Origin of the sequence: Paenibacillus sediminis (genome assembly GCF_017873765.1) — a bacterium.
Classification (GTDB): domain Bacteria; phylum Bacillota; class Bacilli; order Paenibacillales; family Paenibacillaceae; genus Paenibacillus_AG; species Paenibacillus_AG sediminis.
In genome coordinates this window covers 194,817-215,749 of the sequence record NZ_JAGGKP010000001.1, presented here as the reverse complement: position 1 = coordinate 215,749, position 20,933 = coordinate 194,817, and the positions used below count along the sequence as shown (strand labels likewise).

The window sequence follows — 20,933 nt, the reverse complement described above, 5'->3', positions numbered from 1 at the left end:
CTAAGCCATCTCCTTCGGCGGTCCGTACAGTACGTCCAGGAACGCCATATACCATTTGATAAACTGCCTCAGCAGCTCGCTCTCTACATACCCGCGTCCGTCCAGCAGCGTATGCACGCGGTCGGCTACATTCGGATCGTAAGGGCGCTGAAGCTGATACGCCTCTTGATAAAAGCGGTAAATTCGATTGGCGAGTTCGAGCCGCTCCTCCTTTTGGAAAAAACGCAGTTCCAATGCGGAGCCCCCGCTTGCTTCGACCAGATCGTTCAGGTAGACGTCTCCCTCGTCCATCGAGTCTCCCACGGTACCAAAATAGAGTGCTAGCGGCACCTTTGGCAAATTGCGTTGTCCACTGACATAACATTCTATCGCCCTCAAGGTCAGCATCAGCTTCTGCTTCTGTGCCTTGGTCAGATGCTTGTTCTCCGTCTCGAATTCGTCGATCGTAATGATAAGCCCCTTATACCCTGCAGCCTTAGCTAGCCAAGCCGTTCCTAGCAGCGATTCGACTAAGCCGTTCGGGCGGTCGAGAAGATAGCGCGGGACCGCAGGGAAAACCTGCACACTCGCTCGTGTTTGCTTACGCAACGCCCGGTCCAGATCGGTCGCCGATACTTCGTCGCTCCCGCTGAAGACGGCCTCCAGCTGCTCGGTCCAAATATCCAGCGTACCGGCATGCTGCAGCATCGAGACGACGCCCAAATGAGCATCAACCGCCCGCAGCCCGGATAAAGGCAAATACGAGGATGTGCTATTTTGGATCACCTTCTCCAACAAGCCTACCAGTGGATACTCTGTCTCCTCCTCCTGGCTGTGAAGCGTGCTGTAGATCGCATGGATTAGCTTAGCCGGGTCGGACAAGGTCATACCTTCGCCGTTTACCTCGACGTGAGCAACCATGTAGCCTTCCCGCTTCGCAAGGGTCCGGATGGCGGACATCGTATGGCTTTTGCCTGTGCCATATGCACCAATGACCTTGTGCACGCGTGGCTCCAAAACAGGGAAGGATGAGTTAATCCACTTGCTTAGCTGCTCATAACCCAGGGTAAACTGCTCGATGTGACGATGCGGCACGAGTCCGAACCGCAGTGCCTCCAGCGAGCAGCGAGCCTCGAAGCCCGGGTCGGACAAAGGCGGTGCTGGCATAGGCGATGGGGCCGCCGCAGGTGGAGTCCCCCCAGAAGTCGCAGATGCACCTGGCCCAGGCTCTAGCGAAGGTACTTGCACCCCTCCTGAACCGGGCGGCTTCGGCCTCGCACCGATCAGCTGGCCGATGCGTGCCAAATGCCCGGACGCCGATGGAGCAGCCTTGCTGAGCAGCGGGTAGTTTGACTGTGTTGCTCCAGCACCAGCAGAACCGGCTGCCACAGGGGGCCCGTTTCCCTGAGGTGAATTCTGGCTCGCAGCAGCCCCAGTCCTGGCGGCCTGCAATCCAGCTGAACCTGCAGCGCCTTCAATCAATGAAATATTCGCCGTATTAAATTCTGCTCTTGTCGAATATGGCACATCCAGCTCGACGATGGCTCCTCGTGGCGTCGCCTTGACCACGGTGCCTAAACCGAGACCGGTAACGGCGACCCGTTCTCCGGGCGCAGGTGACCACATAGCCTACACCTCCGTTTCCTGGCCTGTCGCAACAAACGCCCAGCCGTCGTCGTAGATGTTCATCAACATGGTACACACTTCCTTCACCAGCGTCCGGCGTACACTCGAACTGAGGTCCTCTGCCGCCAGACGTGATGCGGCAGCCTGAGCCTGCCCAAGCGCCTCGGCTTCCGGCACCGCCATGCTATCCGCCCAATGGCTGTACATGAGACTCACCAGCCGGCCCGCAATCTCGACCAGCTCCTGTTCACGGTTTTGCCTCCGCTGCAGATCGATCAGAGGCGCGAGCACGTTGCCCTCAAAGAAATCGGCCCCGGGATGCAGCACGCGCTGCTGCAGGGCAGGGAACGTATCGAAATCAGCAACGATATCCGGTGTAAGCGCATAAGCCATGAGCAGCGAGCCGTTTTGCAAAGCGTTAAGCCCGTTAATGTCCGCCATCAGCATGGAGAGGATGCGCTGCTTCTTGCGTGTGTCCACCTGGAAGCCCTGCTCGGCCTCGTCGAAACCGACGACTGTTCCGCTCCAGCCCACCTGACGGACGAACTGGGCCAGCGTGTGCAGCGCACGGATCGCGTACAGGTTGCTTTCCGCGCTGGTGATCTTCGGCGCCTTGAGCAGCTTGACGTGCTCGGCGTTGTCCATCTCTCCTCCCAGCCAGCGGCACAGCGATTCCAGCCGTTCCTCCTGGTTCTCCGCGCAAGCCGCACATGCCTGCCGAAGCAGCTGCCCATAGAAGGGCCACTTGTAATCCACATCCGACAGAGCGGAGATCCACCCGTTCAGCAGCATCTCGGCAGCAGCCGGGTTATCCGGCACCTGATTTCGTTTGTACGCAACCGCCTCCTGAATAAGGGCGCGGATACCATGCCGCTGGGAGCGCGGAGTGCGCAGCTCATGGGCAATTTCCCGGAACACGAGCATGTAACGGGTAAAATCCACATTTTTATTCAACGTGACCTTAGCTGTAACGCAACTCTCCGATCGGGCCACCTCAATCAACTGATGCAGAAAATGCGACTTGCCCGAGCCAAAGGGACCGACGATGAATTTCTCCGAAGAACGTCCCCGTTTAAACTGGTCGCGGATGTATTTATTTCTCAGCTTCTCAAAAGCCGCATCAAAGCCGACGCCAAACAGACTGCAGCCCTCCTCCGGGGCCGTGCCGTTCTGGGCCATCGTTTCAATCATCGAGAGCACATGGTTGGCGCGTTCTTGAGTCATCGATATTCCTCCTGCTCCAGTCGTAATAAGGTGTTATACGCCAGCGTTTTCATTAGCATACGTTTATGCCCTTCGTCCGCTTGCTTCTGAAGCACCTCCATGCCCTTAGCCCGCAGCTCCGCGGCAAGACCCTCCGAACGGCCGCCAAGAATACGTACCAGCTCGGTAAAATGATCCGCCGCCTCCTCGAGGAACGCTTCCGGCGTCGCATTCGCATTCACTTTTTCTACGCTCGAGGCGGTGAGACGCCAGGCCTTCCCGAGATCGAGATGAGGCGGAATCAGGCGCTGCCCCAAGGCCGGATACTCCTCCGTACACATGGAGATAAAGCCAGGCAGCACCGCGAACACGGCAACTGTTCCCGGCAGCGCGCCAGTTGTGCATCCATCGATGAACCGGCGCATCAGATTCGCTGCAATGTTGAGTTTACGCGTAGGCATTTTGCCCTTCGGCTGAAGCGTCCGCTCGTTCTCGTCGAACAAGAGCAGCACACCGGGCACACCCAACAGACGGAGCCCTGCAAGAACGGTTTTCATGTATTGCTCGGCATTGCGCTGAGAAAGGTAGCCCTTAATCCCGGTCAAGCCATATCGCTTGAAGTCGGCAGCGGCTACACGTCCGCCGTTCAAATACTCATGGAGAAGCCTACGGGAGTTGTCTCCATGCTGACCGCGGTGAACACCCCACCACATGGCATGCTGCATCCCGGGGTGAGGGAGCTTCGCTTTACGCAGGATCAACGCTCGCTCCGACTGGTCTGCCTCCAGAGCCTCAAGTATGTGTGGCAAAGAACGAACCGTTCGGCCCCCGTTCCTCCACTCCAGCTGCTCCAGGAAAAACTGCGTAATCTGCTTCCAGTCCTCTAGCCGCATATCCTGCGACAGGTCGAAGTAAGCGACGGCCATGCCGCAGGAGAGTGCCCGGTGCCTAAGCAGCTGAAGCAGATGCGATTTCCCCGCTCCATAGGTGCCCTCGAACAATTTGACCGTAGCGCCGCCCTCCATCGCCAAGCCGCGAAACAGCTCCCGTTCCGCGTAATTCAAATAAGGGCCGTTCCCGACGTCAATGAGGTGGGCCGAATCTGGAGAAACGATGCCGGATTGCGCGACTTGCTCAAGAGTATCCAAAAGCTTTTCCCGATCCTCTGATGTCTGTATCATAATAGCGCTCATAGCTTGATCCCGTCCTAATTCGCAGCCAATGCCGCAGCTACGTGGCAGATCATGTTATAGTCGACGTTCGGGTCGAGTCCGTTGATCGTCAAGCCTTCCTTGGACGTCTCCGTTTGGCTGCCTGTCAGCAGTCCGAGCCGCTGGTGGTTCGGGAGGCTGGAGGCGATTTTGCGGTACGTGTCCAGATTGTATTGGAACGCCCACAACGGATACTCTGCAGAGCCTTTACCCTTTGCTCCATTGTGGGTGAGATCGGCGGCGAGGAAGCCAAACAGCTTCGCTACCGTCCGGACGTACACCCGCTCGCCCGGTGCCTTGCCCGTATAAGCGAGCGCCATCTGGTACGCCTTCGTGAACAGCTCTCCGAGCTGCTCTTCTGGAAGCGCCTCCTGCTGCAGCTGCGTCAACGCCGCCTGAAAGCCGTCCATCACAACCGCTTCGCTATCCGCCTGTACCACACCGCCGATCGGTGTCCGGTTATAGCTGAATCGCACCTTAGCATCCGTCGTATCCAGTTCTAGGTATAGCGGACCGACCCGCCAGCCGCCTGCCATCTCGCGGAGGCCGAAGCCCGCATCCTTGGCGGCCTGGAGGAACACCGACAGCGTCTTTTTACATTGACTGTTGCGCTTGTCAAGCTCCTCCTCTATCAGAGGCAGAAACGCTGCCTTCAGCTCCTTATCCTGAAATTTGGACAAAAGCTTATGCGCCTCGGTGAGCGCCCCCGGATTGCCCGGCTTCAACTGGATAAAAGCAAGCTCCGCCTTGAAGCGGTCCTTCAGCACCTTCGAAATTTCCTTATGTACAGCGGCTAATTGAAATTCCATGTATGAACGTCCTCCTATGGCATATTCGTATGGGAAGCGAGCCAGCGACTTGGCTGGTCGTAATAAATAAGTTCCAGCGCCTCCTGCGCCCGTGTAATGCTAATGAAGAGCAGTCTCGCATCCAGTTCTGTATCGTAGGACAGCTCGCTGGCGTTCGGGATAATGACGGCTTCGAATTCCAGACCCTTCACAAGCGTGGACGGGATAAAAACAATCTGCTCTGTCAGCTCCTGGTCCAAAGCAGATACATGCTGCAACCCCTCAAGCCCTTCCTCATTCAGGTGTAAAAATAAAGCCTCTGCCAGCTCCGGCTCCTTCGGAATGATGGCGATGCGGCGATGGCCTGCAGCCTTCATTCGCTCAATGGAGCTGCGAAGCTGCAATACCAGCTCCTCAGGGGAGTCGACGCGGGTCATCGCAGGCAGATCGCCTGCATGCCGCACCGCCTGAATCTGCGGCAGCGTCTCGGACAAGCAGCTAAGCACATGATTCGCCAGCTCCATAATCCGGCGGGTCGAACGATAGCTGATAGCCGTCTCAACGTAGGTTAATTCGGGACCGAGCACCTCGTTCAGCCCAGACCAGTCCTGCATTCCGATCCATGGATGAATGTTCTGCGAGATGTCGCCGAGCAGCGTCATCGACTTGGCAAGCGGCTTCAGCGAGGCGATCAGGTACGGGTACGTGTCCTGTACCTCGTCGATGACGAGATAGTCGAGACGCTTATCCAACCCACCGAGGCGAGATTCGACGTGAAGGAGCGCGCCGAGGTCCTCATAGCCGACACGTTTGCCGTCCTCCGGAGGCACGGCTAGGCCTGCCCTTTCACAGAGGCTCCTATACCACTCGTAGGGGACGATCGGCTTCCACGCCGATAAATACGCATCCACCGGCTTTGTCAACGCCTCAGTTAACGCCTGCTGTTTGCGGTTAAGAAGCCGCTGCACCGCCTTTTCCGCTTGCTGGGCCTCCTCGTCCTCCAGGGCACCGATCCATTCCGACCGGAATGCTAAATATCGGCTTTTCAAATAGTCTTGCTGCCGGTTCAGCTCTGTCTCGAGCCAGGAACGAATCGACTTGGTCGTTTCGATACGGCGCTGGTTGAGCGGCAAATGCTTGTAGCCGTTGTAAATCTCGCGGAAAATGTCCCCGATCGGCCTCTCGATCGGAGTAGCGCTGTTTAGCTGCGGAAAGCTCGTTGGAAGATATGCTTCCTCCAGCTCTCGAAGCCGCTCCTCGACGTAGGCTTGATACTCGAGCGACGTCTTGTAGCGCAGCTGCGGACCATACACCGCATCCATTTGCGGGTCGGACGCCGCTTGGAGCCACAGCGCCAGATCCTCTTGCGGATGGCTGACGCTTTTGACCTGAGGGAGAAGCTGAATGCATAGACCGGAGACGGTATCTTGTGCGATGCCCTCGATATCCAAGTCCTGAATGACCTGCTGTATGTATTGAATAAACATGCCGTTCGGCGCGAGAATAAGGATCTTCTCCGGGCTGAGCTGCTTCGGATATTGGTATAGCAGATACGAGATCCGGTGCAGAGCGATGCTCGTTTTGCCGCTTCCAGCTACGCCTTGAATCAAGATCGGAGAGGAGATGCCGAGACGAATCATTTCGTTCTGCTCGCGCTGTATCGAGGCGACGATATCGCGCATCTTATGGTCTTCCCGGCTCTCGAACCAAAGCTGCATGAGGCGGTCGTCGTTCAGGGATGGCGCAGTCAGATCGTCCGGCTCTGCCTGATCGCTCAGGATGTCCTTCAGGTCCTCTACCTTGCGTTGACGAATGACAACATTCCGTTTACGGGTAATCGTAATCTCCTGCTCTCCGGCAGGCGTTTGATAGGTTATACATCCGTTGCCGCCCTGGAAGGAATAAAACACATCCCCGATCGGCGACTGCCAATCAATGATCAGGCTGTCCAGCCCATCGATCGTCGTCACGGGCACCTTGCCGATTCGATATGTAACTCTTACCCCGTCCTCCACCACCTCAAGCTTGCCGATGTACGGCACTTCCATCGCTTTTCGATAAGATTCCCGTCTTTTCTTATCCCGGGCCGCCCGGTACTGACCGTCGACGGTTGCGGGGTAACTGTTATTTTCCTCCAAATAGGTCACGATCTGTTCGATGGATTGAATCGTTTGATCTACTTCCTGCTGCTCTTGTAGAATAATCTGCTGCTTCATGTCGTTCACCTATAGGCAAAGAAATTATGTATATGGGTTATTTCGACAAAAGACTACAATATTCCTGCAATCGTTGTTGTCTGGGGTATTTTGGTACACAACTTATATTATGACTATCGCCTGTGTCAATGAGTTGTCAGCGAATGTATGTTCCGCTGTTTTTCTGTGCTCATCGAAACCAGCGTCCCGACGATCAAACGGATCGTATCCAAACAATCATCAATATTTACCGTTTCTCTTGCCGTATGCTCCAACTGGTACCCCGTGGACAAATTCACACTCGGGATGCCCAGTGAGGCATAGGTAACGGCATCGCTCGTGCCGCCGGTGACCGCACGCCAGTCCGGCATCCCGCACAGGACCGCTGCCCGCTCGAAGCGAGCTGCGGTTAGGTCGTCGCAGAAGTCAATATAGCCGTTGCGGACGACAATATCCCTCGACCCGCGGCGGTCGACTACGATGGCGAGCTCAGCTTTCCTCAGCCAAGCCGGATCGATCTCACACGAGCCCACGCAGCCGACCTCCTCCTCCCGGGTAAAAGCGAGCCGAATCGTGCCATCGAAGCCGGTATGTTGCAGTTGGTCCAGCACGGACAAAATGATCGCAATTCCTGCCCTGTCATCCGCTCCGAGCGGACCGCTGCTGCTGCTCCACACGCTGCCGTTTCTTATAACGCTGCGGCCGGGATGAACCGGTACCGTATCCATATGGGCAGAGAGCAGTACGACCGGTCCTTCCCCGGAACCATAGACCGCTTCGCCGAGCACGTTGAAATAGGCATCCGCAGTTGCTTTCAAGCCTGAGGTCGTAAGGCGGTTGATAAGATATTCGGCAACCGGCTTCTCATATCCGCTGGGTGCTGTGATAGCAAGCAGTTGCAAGAATTCCTTCTCGAAGGCATGTCTCATTAGAGCAAACCTCCCATCCACTCGCAGAGCGCGGCAAAATCGTGCTGGAGCCGTTCTGCCCCGGCCAGCATGCTGCGGTGCTTGAACCGGTTGCGGCGTTCGGCGCGAAGGCTCTCCGCCTGACGGCGCAGCTCGTCGCCGATGGCGAGGACGTCCTGCTGGATGAGCTTCAGGCTCCAGCGGTCCGCCGCTGCGGAAAGGGATGCCCGCAGTTTTGCACTTCCCTGGGAGTCACCCGGTTCAACGACCTCCCACTTATAGTGCAGGGGCAGGCTGGCCAGCCGATCCTGCACGGCGATCTTGAACCAAGCAGCGGCATAGCTGCTGGCGAAATATACCTGCGGCTCGTGGCGCCCGTGGCCGTCGCAGCCGCCCGTCACGAGGAAGCCCGCCTCACTGAGTGCCTTGACGAGGTAAGCGATCCCTCTGTCGAGCGATAGCGTATTCCAGCGAAGCCCGTGATTGCGCTTGGTGAACGCGCGCCAAGAATAAAAGCCGTGCGGGGATATGACTGCGGCCGTATCGTACCTGAAGCCGGTTTAGTTCCGCGCAGATCTTGCCCGTTATACCAGGGCACAGTACCTGAAGCCTGCAACCCTGTTCGGTGTAGCATATCGGAACGCCGCTCGCTTCCAGGAAGCTTCGCACATCACGAGCGTCCCGCTCCCCGTTGCCCGCCGACAAGACTACGGTATCGCCATCTACTCGGGCACAGCTCCGACAGCCGGTTATACAGCGACAAGTCCTGCTCCCAATACTGATTCTCCAGATGGTCGCCCTCGCCCATCTCCCACCGCTCCGCTTCGAACAGCAGCATTCTCAGCTCTTGTTCCTGACTACTCATGTTGGACACCCTCCGCAGCATGTCTTTTCTATATACTCCCATTACGATACAAAACGGATGATTTCGTCAAGATTTCAATGATGACAATCCGTTCAAACCAGGTAAAGATGGATCTTTTCATTCCCCTGCCAGAAAAACGTGTATTAACTGGCACTTACAACTTGCCCAATTCGGACACGTTCTCCTGTCAATTAATTTTCTCAGCCACAAATCCATCATTCGTTAATATTTCAGCTAATTTGTTCTCCAGCTCTTGATCAGTCCCGCCCGGCTTTAAGCAATAAGCTCCCATCCGATACCGCTTCCGATATGCATCTCCGAATAGGTGCGAATTTTCCTCCCCAGGTGCCGGTGTGATGATATATACCTCTTCCACAACCCTACTGCCGTCCGCTTTACTCACGATCCCATCCCGATATTTATGCATCTCGCCGAGTGCCATCGGAAGGTTATGGTCAAGCCGGTATTTGGGGTCAAAAATATATAGCTTCCCCTCTGACTCGAGCACAATATCCGGCTTCATCCCATGCGTGTATGTGACAAAATCCTGGGTTGCGCTTGTAAACCACCGCTGGTACGCAAGTGTCGCTCCGCCCACAAGTTTAACTCGACTCTCTTTCTTCTCAGACAAATTCAATACCAGACCGTCCTGCTCCAGGGAAAACAGCTCGGAAGGATCCAGCAATGCTTCCTTTTCCCGGAGAATCTTAACCATCCGCATGAAAACCCAAATTTCATAAAGATGATACGTATCCTTCAGCGGAATCGAGTTTTTGAAGCCGATCGAATACTCCTTAAACTGATAAAGCTGATGAAACCAAGAAAACCAATTGCGATAGATCGGATGCTTGCGAAAAGCTTGGGAAACCACAATCGGACCGACATGCGGCTGTATTTGATGCAAAAAGGAAGACCGAAGCCAATAGTGGATACGGTCAAGATAATGCTCTGCTTTCAATCGTATGGCATCAACAGCTGCGGTTTGATATTCACGCAGAAGACGCTGTAATTCATGCAACTGTCGAAGCAGGACTTGATTCTCATATACGTTAAAGGTATCTTCCCGTACACCGGACCAAATGAGCTCCGGAACAGGAATCTCCGGACTCATGCCATAGCCTGAATGACGTTCCGACCAAGCGAGCAGAGCCGGCGTTACATGCTTCACATTTTCTCTGCGAATCCATTGATCCGTTGTTCTTAGCCTGCGAAGTGGTTCCGCTTGAATTTCTTTGAACGTTCGCTGCAAACGATAAAATGTCCGATCGATATAATCCCACTGGGCCATGGATATTTCCCGCACAAAACCGCTGTTATCAAACTTCGATTGTACACCACAATGCTGAAAACAAGCCGCGGCTTCTGTAAGAATATCCGAAATCATCTGCCCAAAATCGTCTTCGGTTAACTTCCGCTTATCCGAATACAAAAAGGTTTCTACGGTTACACGCTTTACCTGCTCGATGGTGAATTCCAGCATGCCAGACTGGAAAGGCGCCGCCCACTCGCCTTCCCAGCCGTAATCCGTAGAGACCATGGGCAATGGCATACCATTCAATAGGAATCGGAATGGAGCATGGCATGTCGTTCTCCATCGATACGTTTTGGCTTCTTCGAAACGCATTTTCCCGATGGGAGTCCATATCCCCGTATCCGGGCATAAAAACTCAAGACTATCTCCAGAACTGGGCTGCACCATATCGATCCAGTTCTCCCTTCATACGCAGCAGGTGATGAAGCGACTCCGAACCGTCACCGAACACTGCGCTAGTCCAATCTATTAAATCGCTTAGCAGGGAATCAATCCGTTCATCCCCGCGTATCTTAGGCAGCACCTTCTCAGCGATCACCCGATCTACTGCATCCTTCTGTTCCATCCGGATATCCGGATCAAGCTCCACATTGGCGTAAAGTTTACGGAGCATCTCATTCATCGTTCTATACCCGAAATGAAGGTCATAGCGTCTTAATTTACGATGGAGCTCCTGCAGCAGCTCCCATTCCTCCTGCAAGGCAGTCTTATACTTGGACTCTGCCTGAACCCAGAACTGATCCAGATCGACATCCGACAAGGTCATGACGAAGGCTCTATCCAACACTTTATCCGAGATGCTGTGTGTCGTCTCATCCACGTTGATCGTGCCTATCACATAGAGGTTGTGAGGGATTTGCAGCTCCTGCGGAACATCTGTAATATGGCTTTCCGTATGCAGACGAATCGGCTGTCTCGATTCAATGGCACTTAAGTAGTCACTCAAATAATATTCGACGCGGGCCAGATTCATCTCGTCCAGCACAATGAACATCGGTTTTCCTTCCTGGATGGCTTGAAGCACGGAGTTCAGGAATGGCGTCCGAACATATCTTTTTTCCAGAGCGCTGTAATAACCGAATAAAGACGTAGAATCGGTCCAATCCGGCCGAACCGGAATGACTTTCAAATACGGATTCATCGCGTCGTACGTTTTGCCGTATACCGCGTTTGCATAGAGTAAGCAAAGTCTTGTTTTCCCCGTACCGGATATCCCGTTCAGGATAACAAAATGTTTGTCTTCCAGGCTCGTCAGGTTCAAATGGAAATCCCGAATAATGGCGTCCGGGTATGTGAAGGGACTCTCGCGTACATTGGACAAGATGGCGCTCAGGTTAAAATCGTGCTGAAATACCTCTTCATTCGGATCATCATTACTATTTTCAAGTCCAAAGTCTGGTTCAGGTAGAGATTCAATATTATCTTTCGGAAAATTAACTCTTCCACTACAATCTGCCAATAATGCTCCTGCGATAAACAATCGCTTCTTCACGTCAGCAATTGGCTCGACGAAATTTATGGAGTCATTGTCCCACGTTCCAACATAAAACGAAGATCCACTGACTTGAAACCCATGCTGAGTTAACACTTCCATTGCTTTTGACTGAAGTGCTTTGTTCATATCAGCTGAGTTCTCTTTGCCGCGGGAATAAAAGCTTTTTGAAATCGACCACTCTACTTTTCCAGAACCATGTAAAGCTCGAAGATTCGAATAAATTTGACCTCGACCATCAATTTTTACGCCAATAACTTCGTTTGGTTCTCTTAAAAAGCTATACAAAGCAATTTTGGCTAGCAACTGTCCTTTATCAAATATACTGTACATTTGACGACGGTCATTTGCCTTAACTTCCTGTAACTCATCAAACTTAACCGTATAGTTTTTGCCATAAAGCGTAATCGAGAAATCATCCTGATGCTTATTAAATAACTCCAATATTTGCAGTGATAACGCATGACTGGATGCTTCCTTGCGTACAAAAACACGGATTGGCTCTAGTTTGATCCAAGTATTCCAAACTAAATCAACAAGTTCTTCTCTACCAGGAATTTGATCAAAATCTATAAATGCACCAAAGTATAACCATGGTTTTCTCTTCTCGTCGACACACTTGTGAAGGTAGGGAAGCAATTCAAATTTTGAAAGAAAAGGGGTGTCTTTATCGCTGACTTGAATCAGTACGTCGTCTGATATAGACTCTATGACCCCCGTTAATTCTTTGGTATTTCCCTGCGTCCTGATGGCCTCCCAGAATGGATAAAAGTTACTGGAGAGAACAATTTTCATCCTCTTTTCTATCCCGTTTATTTCCAGAGACAATACCCCATATTCAGTTTGAAAATATTTTTTGTCCATGAATTCAACAAATGCTTTTTTGCCAATATCAGAATTCTGTTTGCTTGCCGCATATTTCGGATTCCGGGCATCATGCATCGTTGTACGAAGCGTAGCTTCGTATGTGTGCACATGGTAATCGAGCAATTCCGGGGCGGCATTCGCATATTTGTTTTTGAACTCGTCCATAAGTTGACGAAGCACGGGTTGGACTTCATCCAGCACACGTTGACAACGCAGCGATGTTTCGGGAATATTCAAGGCTTCTTCAATTTGGGTAATGTTCATGGTTGCCTCCAGGTCTTTCTGCTTTTCTATTGCGAGCAGTTATTTCCAGTGCAAGTCCGGATGATTAATCTTGATCTCATGAAGCTCATTTAATTTTTCAAGGAAGAACTTTTGAATTTCGTTGATGTGATCCTCATGATGAAGAAAATCGACTAAACTACGATCGCAAGAAATCCCTTGCCATTCTGCGTCAGTGTTTAGATCGAAAGTTTCCCAGCCCGAATGTGAAACAATAAAGTTTTGCATGGCTGCCACAACTTTAGGAACGTCTGAGCAGCGTCGTGGACTGAATTCGTAAACAACGGAAACAATGGGATAATCTCCATCTGTTAAATAAAAACCTACAGCCACCTCGGTGGCTCGCCCCTCTTGTTCACTAGCCTTAACGTATCGTTCCAGATACTTTAGCTGGTTATAACGGTTATATTGCTGAAGTGCCCTACCGAAATGTTCTGTCATCACACCGTCTACTACCCCATCCATGCACTCGTCCATCATGCGCTGTAGCCGATTCATGTTTTGAATAGCATATACGTCAACAGGTGTGAACTGCCGATTATCTTCCAATCCGATCTCCTCCATATAATCCAAAACTTTGGACGCATAGATATTCTTCGATTCCAACTGCTTAATCCACTTGAAAATGTGAAACCACCGCAACTGCCTGAAAACTATGTTTTTGTGATTCGCTAATACGAGCGAAGCATCCTTTTCATCAGAATACTGGGTTAAATAGATAAGATAATATTTCGTTCCTTGATTAGCGAGTACGCTGAGGTGATCCGCATATCTCGACAGCTGATCCGTTCCTTCCGGAGAGCCTAGCTTGCTTTCGATGAACAATATATATGGTTTCTGTCCTTCATAAAATCTTATCACCATATCCGGGCGGCTATCCATCTGATGATGAGGCAAAGCCGGAAACGTCACCTGTGTTTGAATGGATGAATGCTTCACTTCCTGCACCGGTATTTCTAATACATTCTCGAGAAAATCACTCATCATCTCCTGATCACAGAGAAGTTCGGCGAACACTTCAGTTAAGAAGTCCTCGTGAGGATGACTATTACTGTTATTCAACACCCGAAATAGTCGGGAAAATACGCTCTTCATCATACGCTCCTTCTATAAAATTCCACGATCCATGTTTCTCTTGAAATGCAGATACACTTCGGACGGATACATATTGAGCAACTGCTTTAGAGCAGTACTGAAACCAATCAGAATCATGGGACCCTCGCTGTTCGATTGGAATTCGATACCACGCATCTGCAGATATGCTGCCATTGTAGAAAAATCCTCACTGTTGATCAGTTCAACAGAGTAAGCTTTCGTATGGATTGTGTCCATCAGATCCGATGCACCAAGACGCTTGAATTGGAGTTCACGATCCTTGATCGACTCCTGGTCCCCGTAGGCCGTTTCGAACGCGAGATCTATGAATTTACGATTCCTTCTCAGCTTCTTCCATTCTGCGTTTAACAATGTCGGACCAAATACTTCTTCGACTGCGTCTTGAAGGTCGTCTAACAATGCAAAACGAGAAGCGTAACCTAGGCTATCGATTATCCCTCTATAATACACTCCTGACTCTCCCGTCCGCGTTTAAACCTTTTCCAAGCCTCCTCCCCGTGTACCTTCAAATCCCTCTGGATTGAACGTATATTATGCAGCTTATCTGCGCAAGACACCTGCCGAATCGGTAATGAAGCATGTTTAAGTTCATCGAGCGTATGCTGCTTTCTCTCTTCCCAAGACGCCCCCTTGTCCGGTTCCGAGCAGCCTTTGACAATTTCAAACACAACCGGCCCGAACCTCTCAAGCAAGTCTCCTTCCGTCGTATCGGTATCTTCAAGTGTGTCGTGTAAAATCCCAGCAGCGACGACCTCCTCTGCACACCCTGCCTTCTGCAAAATCATTCCTACAGCATAAGGATGACTGATATACGGGATTTCGGTGCCTTTACGCTTCTGACCCTTGTGGGCCAAAGCGGCATACTCGATCGCTTGGTCGACAAGGGATGGCAACTGTGCTCCATTTTCCTTTACATGATCTCTGATAGCATCGATTAACTTTTTTATGAATGCTTTGTCCTTAGGGGCCAGATCCCATTCTCCGGAATGACGCCACATTCTATGCAACGCAAACAAACATGCCCGCAACTCTGAAAGATTGAGTTCGCTAGGAAGGCGCTTATTGGTATTATAGTATTCGGCAACCGTAGCATGCAGGTTGACTAATTCGTCAGCGTCACCTTTAAAGTAGTCGTAACCATCGAATGTGAGAGCAAATTCTGCCCATCTTTGCCATACTTCCTTGGTCCGAGTTGAAGGGATATTCCATAATCTTAAGTTTGAATTGGTAATTTCAACCATTTAAATTCTCTCCCTATATAGATCATTCGTAAGGATTAGATCGTAACGTCATTCCCGGATTAACCAGCGAAAGCATATATTGATGTTCTTCAAATGTTTCGTTCAACCTGGACAACAACGTTGCATCCAATTCAATAGGAATTGCCTGGCCATCTTCAAACACACAAAGAGGAACGGCACCTTCTAAGATCGGGAATGCAGATTCCATTCGAATATCCTCATTCCAGAAAGTTAATGTATCTCGACAGAAGAATGGCTCCAAGCTCCCTTTATCCGAAAGATTTTCGTAAATGGTTGATTACCAATAAGGCCCCAGCCTTATGCAGCGGCTCATTCTGCTTCTCACAATGAAACAGCTGAATGCAGGATGGGCAGCCGTCCGAACAACCACAGCTGCTAATGATCTGTTGGGCTTTCTCCAAGAGAACCCCGAATTTTTCCGCAACGACCTCGACTATACCTGAACCGCCTCCTGCTTGGCTGTCGTAGAAGAACATTCCAGGCATTCCAAACAATGCTGAGCCAGAATAAAAAGAGGTGTGCTGAAAATCAGCCATACTGCACCTTACAACGGCCGGTATCGCCGAAGCTATGGCATGTTCAACCGCATGAAGGCTTCCCTCAACCATGGTCTCCAAGTCAATGGTATCGCGATCCAGTACATCATTGAGCAGACCTTTAAGTTCATCCCTTCCTTGGTGATCCCACATCAGCCAAAACGCCTCGGTTTGGAAACTGACAGGATATGTGTTTGTCAATTGCACGGTTTCGGGAGGCGTTGCGCCGTGATTGTAGATTTTTTTGTAGCCAAATGTGCTTCGTTTTACGATGATGTTTCCAAGATTGGATTTGATCGCCGCGTCACTTCTCAGTGGATTGGTTATGTCATGGATTTCAATGCTATCGCGTACAATTCCCCGGGTATGATAATCAGCTCTTACCGGCTCTACAACCACTTTGCGTTGCTTGTTATTGACCCACTTGACTTTATAAAAAGTTCGATTGTCAGGTCCCAAAAATACAGCATCCACGTGATAATCCCGAATTAAGGACCGTCCGTCAACACTTTGAAATAAAATGTCCTCATTCCATCCGTTCTTGGTTACAACCGTATAAGTAGCCCCCATTGTAAACAAAGTTTGATATCTTGGCGTTTCACCATGATAGAGGAGTTTTCCTTCTATCTGCTGCCACTGGTCGCTTGCTTCCGCAACCACCTTGCGAAGCGCCGAAGAGCGAACATAATTCATAGCATTTATTACCGTTCCGCCCTGCTCGTGAGCTGCGTATGCGAGATGCTCCTTCAACAGCTTAGGATTCGTTGTATTGATAGCCGCTGATTCAGGTGGAAGCTCAAAGAATTTCTCAGGGTTGCGGGCAAAGTATTGCTGCAATGGTTCTTCCTGAACCATCATGATCACCACACCGTCTCTGCTGCGTCCCACTCGTCCAGCCTGCTGCCAAAAGGAAGCCTGGGAGCCAGGGTATCCGAGTAAGATACATACATCCAGACACTTCACATCAATTCCGACCTCTAGGGCGCTAGTAGTGACCACTCCAAGGATCTCGCCTTGCTCAAGTTTTTGTATGGTTCGTTCTTTAACTTCTTGCGTGAGGTATGCATGGTACGGCAGAAAAAACTCATGTGGTTCGTCTGCCGAAAGCCCGCCATGATCAAGAAGGTGGCTGCGCAGTATCATGTTTATTTCACGACTTAAAAGCTGGGCTTGCTGGCGGTTGCTTGTGAAAATGATACTTCTCGGCCATCTTCCATCCTTGTAGATCGTGCGCAGAATCTCATAGAGATCGGAAACAACGGCCCTTTTCTTTTGCTCATCGTCTGATAAGCCCGGATTCCACATCAAAATCGCTTTCTTCTTTACTGGCGCTTGTACTCCCGATATTTCATGAAACCCTTTGATTCCTCGTTTTCCCGTTAATTCCTCAACCAAGTATTTGGGATTAGCTATCGTAGCCGAGCAGGCAATAAATTGGACATCTTTGTTTCCAAGCCGATCGCAAAGCATTCTCAGCCTACGAATGACTAGCGATACTTTAGAACCTAACAAGCCTGAGTATTGATGCAGCTCATCAATGACGACAAACCGAAGATTTTGCAGAAAGCGCAACAGTTGGGGGCCTTTTCCCTTAGGCGAACCTGCACCTTGAAGAACTAAGTGCAAATAATGAACGTTGGTCAGCCAATAACGACCTTCAGAGAACACGAAGCTAGATGCCTGATCTTTTCTCGTATGCTCTGGAACGTTACGTTGCCCGTGGAGAACCCCAACGGATAATTGCTGTCCATTAACAGAGAATCGAGAAAATCCATTAAGCGAGATTTGATTCCCCTGCTCTTCTACATCATCAGCCCATTTTTTCAAGTGGGCGTACTGGTCCTCGACTAATGCCTTGAACGGGGCCAAATAAAGCGCACAGGCATTCGGATCAGCAACCAATTTTTCGATGATGGGAACATTGTACGCCAATGATTTTCCAGATGCGGTTTTCGTGCAGAGAACGACATTTCTGCCTTCACGGATGTTCTGTATAGCTTCCCCTTGATGCTCATACAGTTTATTAATCCCCAGAGAATGAAGCTTCCGCTGCAGCCAACTGGGCATAAGGATTTGGTCAGCATAAGCGCCTTGGTTGGCGTCAATTTGATGCACGTGGACGTCACTTCGAATACGAGTTCCGAGTTCGAGCAAATTCTGGACGAGTTTTTCACTATCGAATACATGTTGAACAGGAAGTCTTCGGTCTGTGAGCAATTCCATTTCTACCGGTGTCAACATGCCGTCCAAGATTGAACATCCATCATGCGAACAATAAACGCCGGCTTGTTTGTTTATATAGGACTCCATATCGGGTTCAAGGGAACGCCACTCTGAAACTCGAATCCCGTTTGCCCGTTGATGTATATGACGGTAATAACCTTTCGGATCTGCTTTATAACCGATTTGGACAAAGTCTCCATATGGCCGTTGGCCTCCACAGGAAGAGCAGATTACAGGCATTCTTAATCGATCCCTTCAATCAAAATCTTCAGCAGCATTTTGGCTCCAGGTTTGAACAATTCAATATTCCCTTTACCTGGGAGCTGGACGCAACTAGGACATCCTTCAGAACAAGGGCAGCTCTCAATAAGCTCAAGCGCTTTTCGAAGTACATGAGGGAGTTTCTCGTAAATCGCCTCGATGGTTCCGAGGCCGGACCCGTTCTCGCCATAGAAGCCGATAACAGGTCGATTAGCAAAAGCCGTCATCGCACTCGCCGAAAAACCTGTAAAGTCATTAGCGTCACAAATAATGAGGTCTGGAATAACTGAAGTCATAGCGTGACCTGCAGCGTGAAGAGAGCCTTCGGCCAACAGATCAAGGGATCTGCCTTCATCTACCAACTCTCGAATGCTATTCTTCAAGCAGCCCCATTGGGAATCCGTTAGTGTAACCCACATTCCTTCCGGAGTAAATCGGGTGACGGACGGATGATCCAATTGAACCTGCTCCGACTCATGCTTTTGTCCGAAGTAAACTTTTTTATAACCGAAGACGCTCCGCTTGATCTCCAGTTCACCATAAGCCATATCAATTCCTTCGATATTTTGCTTCTGATAGGTCTGCATAATATCGATGACATCACGATAAGTTGATTGGGTGTAATAGGTTAGTTCTTGAATGGGCAATAGAATAATTTCGCCTTTTCTGCGATTGATGGAGTCTACTCGATAGCCTTTTTCTCCAGGAGTCCAATAGATCGCACCTTCATGAAAGTCACGAAGAGCGCTCCATTCATCCAAACTGTCTACTATCGTTTGATTTTGTCCCCGAATGGTTACGCTGTAATTTTTACCAGACATTGATCGAAGACTAAACTTGTCATCAACGGTCGCCTCATCGTTAGCTGTTGCAGCTACTTGCAGTACAGTCTCAATATAATCTTCGAGTAATCCAGGAAACATGTCCTGCAAGTCTTCCTTCGTGACTTCTCTCCCGAGCTCTTCTCTTAGTAACGGGATGTGCATGGCTAACAACTTGTAATTTGTTGGATTAATCCTAACTACCTCGGGAGCTTTATGGATAAATTCAAGCGGGTTACGCATGTAATACTGCTGAAGCGGTTCATCCTGCCAGATCAGTATGGCAACACCCTCGCCTTTGCGGCCAACACGTCCGATCTGTTGGGAGAATGCCGCTTTCGATCCGGGATAACCAACAAGAACGGCAAGACTCAAATCACCGATATCAATCCCGACTTCAAGGGCATTGGTCGTAATAATGACATGAATATCGTGGGACTTGAGCCGCTCAATAATTCGTTTCCGGGTATCATTCGGTAGGATTCCAGTATAAAAAGCCGCGAGTTTCTCTCCGTCCACTTTCTCCTTAGGTAGTCGGAGAGGCTGGCGCAATACGTCTTTGATATAACGGGTAAATACCATCGTCTGGCTGCGAGAAGGCTGAAAAATAATGCTCTTAATCACCTTCTGATCCACAGTCATAATTTGTTTCGCCATCGTAATCGCATCGGTAGAAGGCGCGCGGCGGACTTGTTCGTCGGCAGACATGCCAGGATTCCAGAGGACGATTCCCTTCTTCTGATGGGCGGAACCATCTGTATTAATGAGGGTAAAGCCACTTAGCCCCGTAAGATCCTCTGCTAATCTAGCAGGGTTTTCAATCGTTGCTGAGCTCGTAATAATCTGGATGTTGTGAGTATTACCAAGTTCTCGACAAACCTTAAGCAGGCGTCTGAGTACCAATGCGACATGACTTCCGAATGTACCTCGGTACATATGCATCTCATCAAGCACTATAAATTTGAGGTTCCGAAGATAATTTCGAATGTGATGTGCGGTCGCATACTTCACCTTCTGAACTTGCCCGAGAATGGAGTAATGAATCATATCCGGATTCGTCATCCATACCTGTGCTTTTTCCATGATTCGCTGCCGCGGCCCATTCTCGGTATCCCCATCCAGCCGGCCGTTATGAATCAGGCGATCTCCTAAGTGCAATTGAGTTTCAAACCACTCATCCAAGGATGATTGATCCTTCGTTTCATCCGTACCAAAACGTCTGATTTGATCTAGTTGATCATTAGCTAATGCCTTGGTAGGAAATATGTACAATGCCCGTTCTTCAGGATGATTATACAACCGGCTAAGAATCGGCAGGTTATAGGACAACGTCTTTCCAGATGATGTTGAAGTGACCAAGACAACATTCGAACCAGAATGGACTGCATCGGCTGTTTGTGCTTGGTGAGTATATAACTGTGTAATTCCCATTCGATGTAAGGCGTCCTTGATGGGCTCCGGTGTAGATTCAGGAATATCCGCAAAAGTAGCTTCTTTCGCAGGAAGTGTATGTACATAAATCTCGGCGGCCTCTTCCTCTGCCAACTCCTTCAGCTTATCCAGTACATCTTCTGATGAAAATTCATGACTTACTACGCCGGGAATTCGGTTATCTTCACATAGAATAAATTCTTCTTTCTCTAAAGGAACGATAGCAAAACAAGAAGGGCAGTAAATTCCCTCTTCGTATCCTCGGAGGTTTTCAATTACAGGAGTCCAGTCTAAGCATTTGATCCCGGTTGGCGAATATTCAAGCAGTCGTTGCTCCCCGACTTGACTGATCTTATTAGAAATTTGAATCGCCTTCAGCATATTCGTACATTCCGAGCATTTCAGAAATGCCATAACCAATCCCTCCATATTTAACGTCTGCTGTCCATATTAAAACATAATGATTAGACAATAGGTTGTCATAGAATATACGTTCTCGTGGAATAAAACCCCTTTGCTGCTTATTCGACAATATAGGCAATAAGTCCTTGTTTA

At 50.1% G+C, this 20,933-nt stretch carries 16 protein-coding genes; all 16 read right to left on the bottom strand.

What is annotated here, in order from left to right; all coding sequences use genetic code 11:
- The 16 genes from J2Z20_RS01000 to J2Z20_RS00930 all read right to left on the bottom strand — a co-directional run bounded on the left by J2Z20_RS01000 (position 1) and on the right by J2Z20_RS00930 (position 20,792).
- Complete coding sequence (locus tag J2Z20_RS01000; protein ID WP_209844481.1) at positions 1 to 1,605, bottom strand: BREX system ATP-binding domain-containing protein; 1,605 nt, start codon at positions 1,603 to 1,605, stop codon at positions 1 to 3.
- 3 nt (positions 1,606 to 1,608) lie between these two features.
- Positions 1,609 to 2,829 (bottom strand): BREX system ATP-binding domain-containing protein, encoded by a 1,221-nt coding sequence (locus J2Z20_RS00995; RefSeq protein WP_209844479.1) that lies wholly within the window; start codon positions 2,827 to 2,829, stop codon positions 1,609 to 1,611.
- The gene (locus tag J2Z20_RS00990; protein WP_209844477.1) at positions 2,826 to 4,001 is read right to left on the bottom strand and encodes a BREX system ATP-binding domain-containing protein; all 1,176 of its coding nucleotides are present in this window, start codon (positions 3,999 to 4,001) and stop codon (positions 2,826 to 2,828) included. The genes J2Z20_RS00995 and J2Z20_RS00990 overlap by 4 nt, the downstream gene beginning before the upstream one ends.
- A 14-nt stretch (positions 4,002 to 4,015) precedes the next feature.
- Entirely contained in the window at positions 4,016 to 4,828 is an 813-nt protein-coding gene (locus tag J2Z20_RS00985; protein ID WP_141334514.1) for a hypothetical protein, read from the bottom strand.
- A 14-nt stretch (positions 4,829 to 4,842) separates the two neighbouring features.
- Positions 4,843 to 7,023, bottom strand: coding sequence for a HelD family protein (locus J2Z20_RS00980; RefSeq protein WP_209844475.1), 2,181 nt, complete (start codon positions 7,021 to 7,023; stop codon positions 4,843 to 4,845).
- Positions 7,024 to 7,148: 125 nt separating this feature from the next.
- Positions 7,149 to 7,931, bottom strand: a complete 783-nt coding sequence (locus J2Z20_RS00975; RefSeq protein ID WP_209844472.1) for a M20/M25/M40 family metallo-hydrolase — start codon at positions 7,929 to 7,931, stop codon at positions 7,149 to 7,151.
- On the bottom strand, positions 7,931 to 8,311 hold the full coding sequence (locus J2Z20_RS00970; RefSeq protein WP_209844470.1) for a hypothetical protein: 381 nt from the start codon (positions 8,309 to 8,311) through the stop codon (positions 7,931 to 7,933). Before J2Z20_RS00970 ends, J2Z20_RS00975 begins: the two co-directional genes overlap by 1 nt.
- A 269-nt stretch (positions 8,312 to 8,580) precedes the next feature.
- Entirely contained in the window at positions 8,581 to 8,775 is a 195-nt protein-coding gene (locus tag J2Z20_RS00965; RefSeq protein WP_209844468.1) for a hypothetical protein, read from the bottom strand.
- A gap of 187 nt (positions 8,776 to 8,962) precedes the next feature.
- Entirely contained in the window at positions 8,963 to 10,474 is a 1,512-nt protein-coding gene (locus tag J2Z20_RS00960; protein ID WP_209844466.1) for a DUF2357 domain-containing protein, read from the bottom strand.
- Positions 10,449 to 12,710: an McrB family protein gene (locus J2Z20_RS00955; protein WP_209844464.1), complete on the bottom strand. Its 2,262-nt coding sequence runs from the start codon at positions 12,708 to 12,710 to the stop codon at positions 10,449 to 10,451. Before J2Z20_RS00955 ends, J2Z20_RS00960 begins: the two co-directional genes overlap by 26 nt.
- A gap of 39 nt (positions 12,711 to 12,749) precedes the next feature.
- The gene (locus tag J2Z20_RS00950; RefSeq protein WP_209844462.1) at positions 12,750 to 13,823 is read right to left on the bottom strand and encodes a PD-(D/E)XK nuclease family protein; all 1,074 of its coding nucleotides are present in this window, start codon (positions 13,821 to 13,823) and stop codon (positions 12,750 to 12,752) included.
- 12 nt (positions 13,824 to 13,835) lie between these two features.
- Entirely contained in the window at positions 13,836 to 14,294 is a 459-nt protein-coding gene (locus J2Z20_RS18200) for a hypothetical protein (protein ID WP_342454238.1), read from the bottom strand.
- Positions 14,276 to 15,085: an HD domain-containing protein gene (locus J2Z20_RS18195; RefSeq protein ID WP_342454237.1), complete on the bottom strand. Its 810-nt coding sequence runs from the start codon at positions 15,083 to 15,085 to the stop codon at positions 14,276 to 14,278. The genes J2Z20_RS18200 and J2Z20_RS18195 overlap by 19 nt, the downstream gene beginning before the upstream one ends.
- A 22-nt stretch (positions 15,086 to 15,107) precedes the next feature.
- Positions 15,108 to 15,293 (bottom strand): hypothetical protein, encoded by a 186-nt coding sequence (locus J2Z20_RS00940; protein ID WP_209844460.1) that lies wholly within the window; start codon positions 15,291 to 15,293, stop codon positions 15,108 to 15,110.
- Positions 15,294 to 15,354: 61 nt separating this feature from the next.
- Positions 15,355 to 17,883 carry a DEAD/DEAH box helicase gene (locus J2Z20_RS00935; RefSeq protein WP_245251925.1) on the bottom strand — a complete coding sequence of 843 codons (2,529 nt, stop codon included), beginning with the start codon at positions 17,881 to 17,883 and terminating at the stop codon, positions 15,355 to 15,357.
- A gap of 224 nt (positions 17,884 to 18,107) precedes the next feature.
- Positions 18,108 to 20,792, bottom strand: coding sequence for a DEAD/DEAH box helicase (locus J2Z20_RS00930; RefSeq protein ID WP_209844456.1), 2,685 nt, complete (start codon positions 20,790 to 20,792; stop codon positions 18,108 to 18,110).
- Positions 20,793 to 20,933 lie beyond the last annotated feature (141 nt).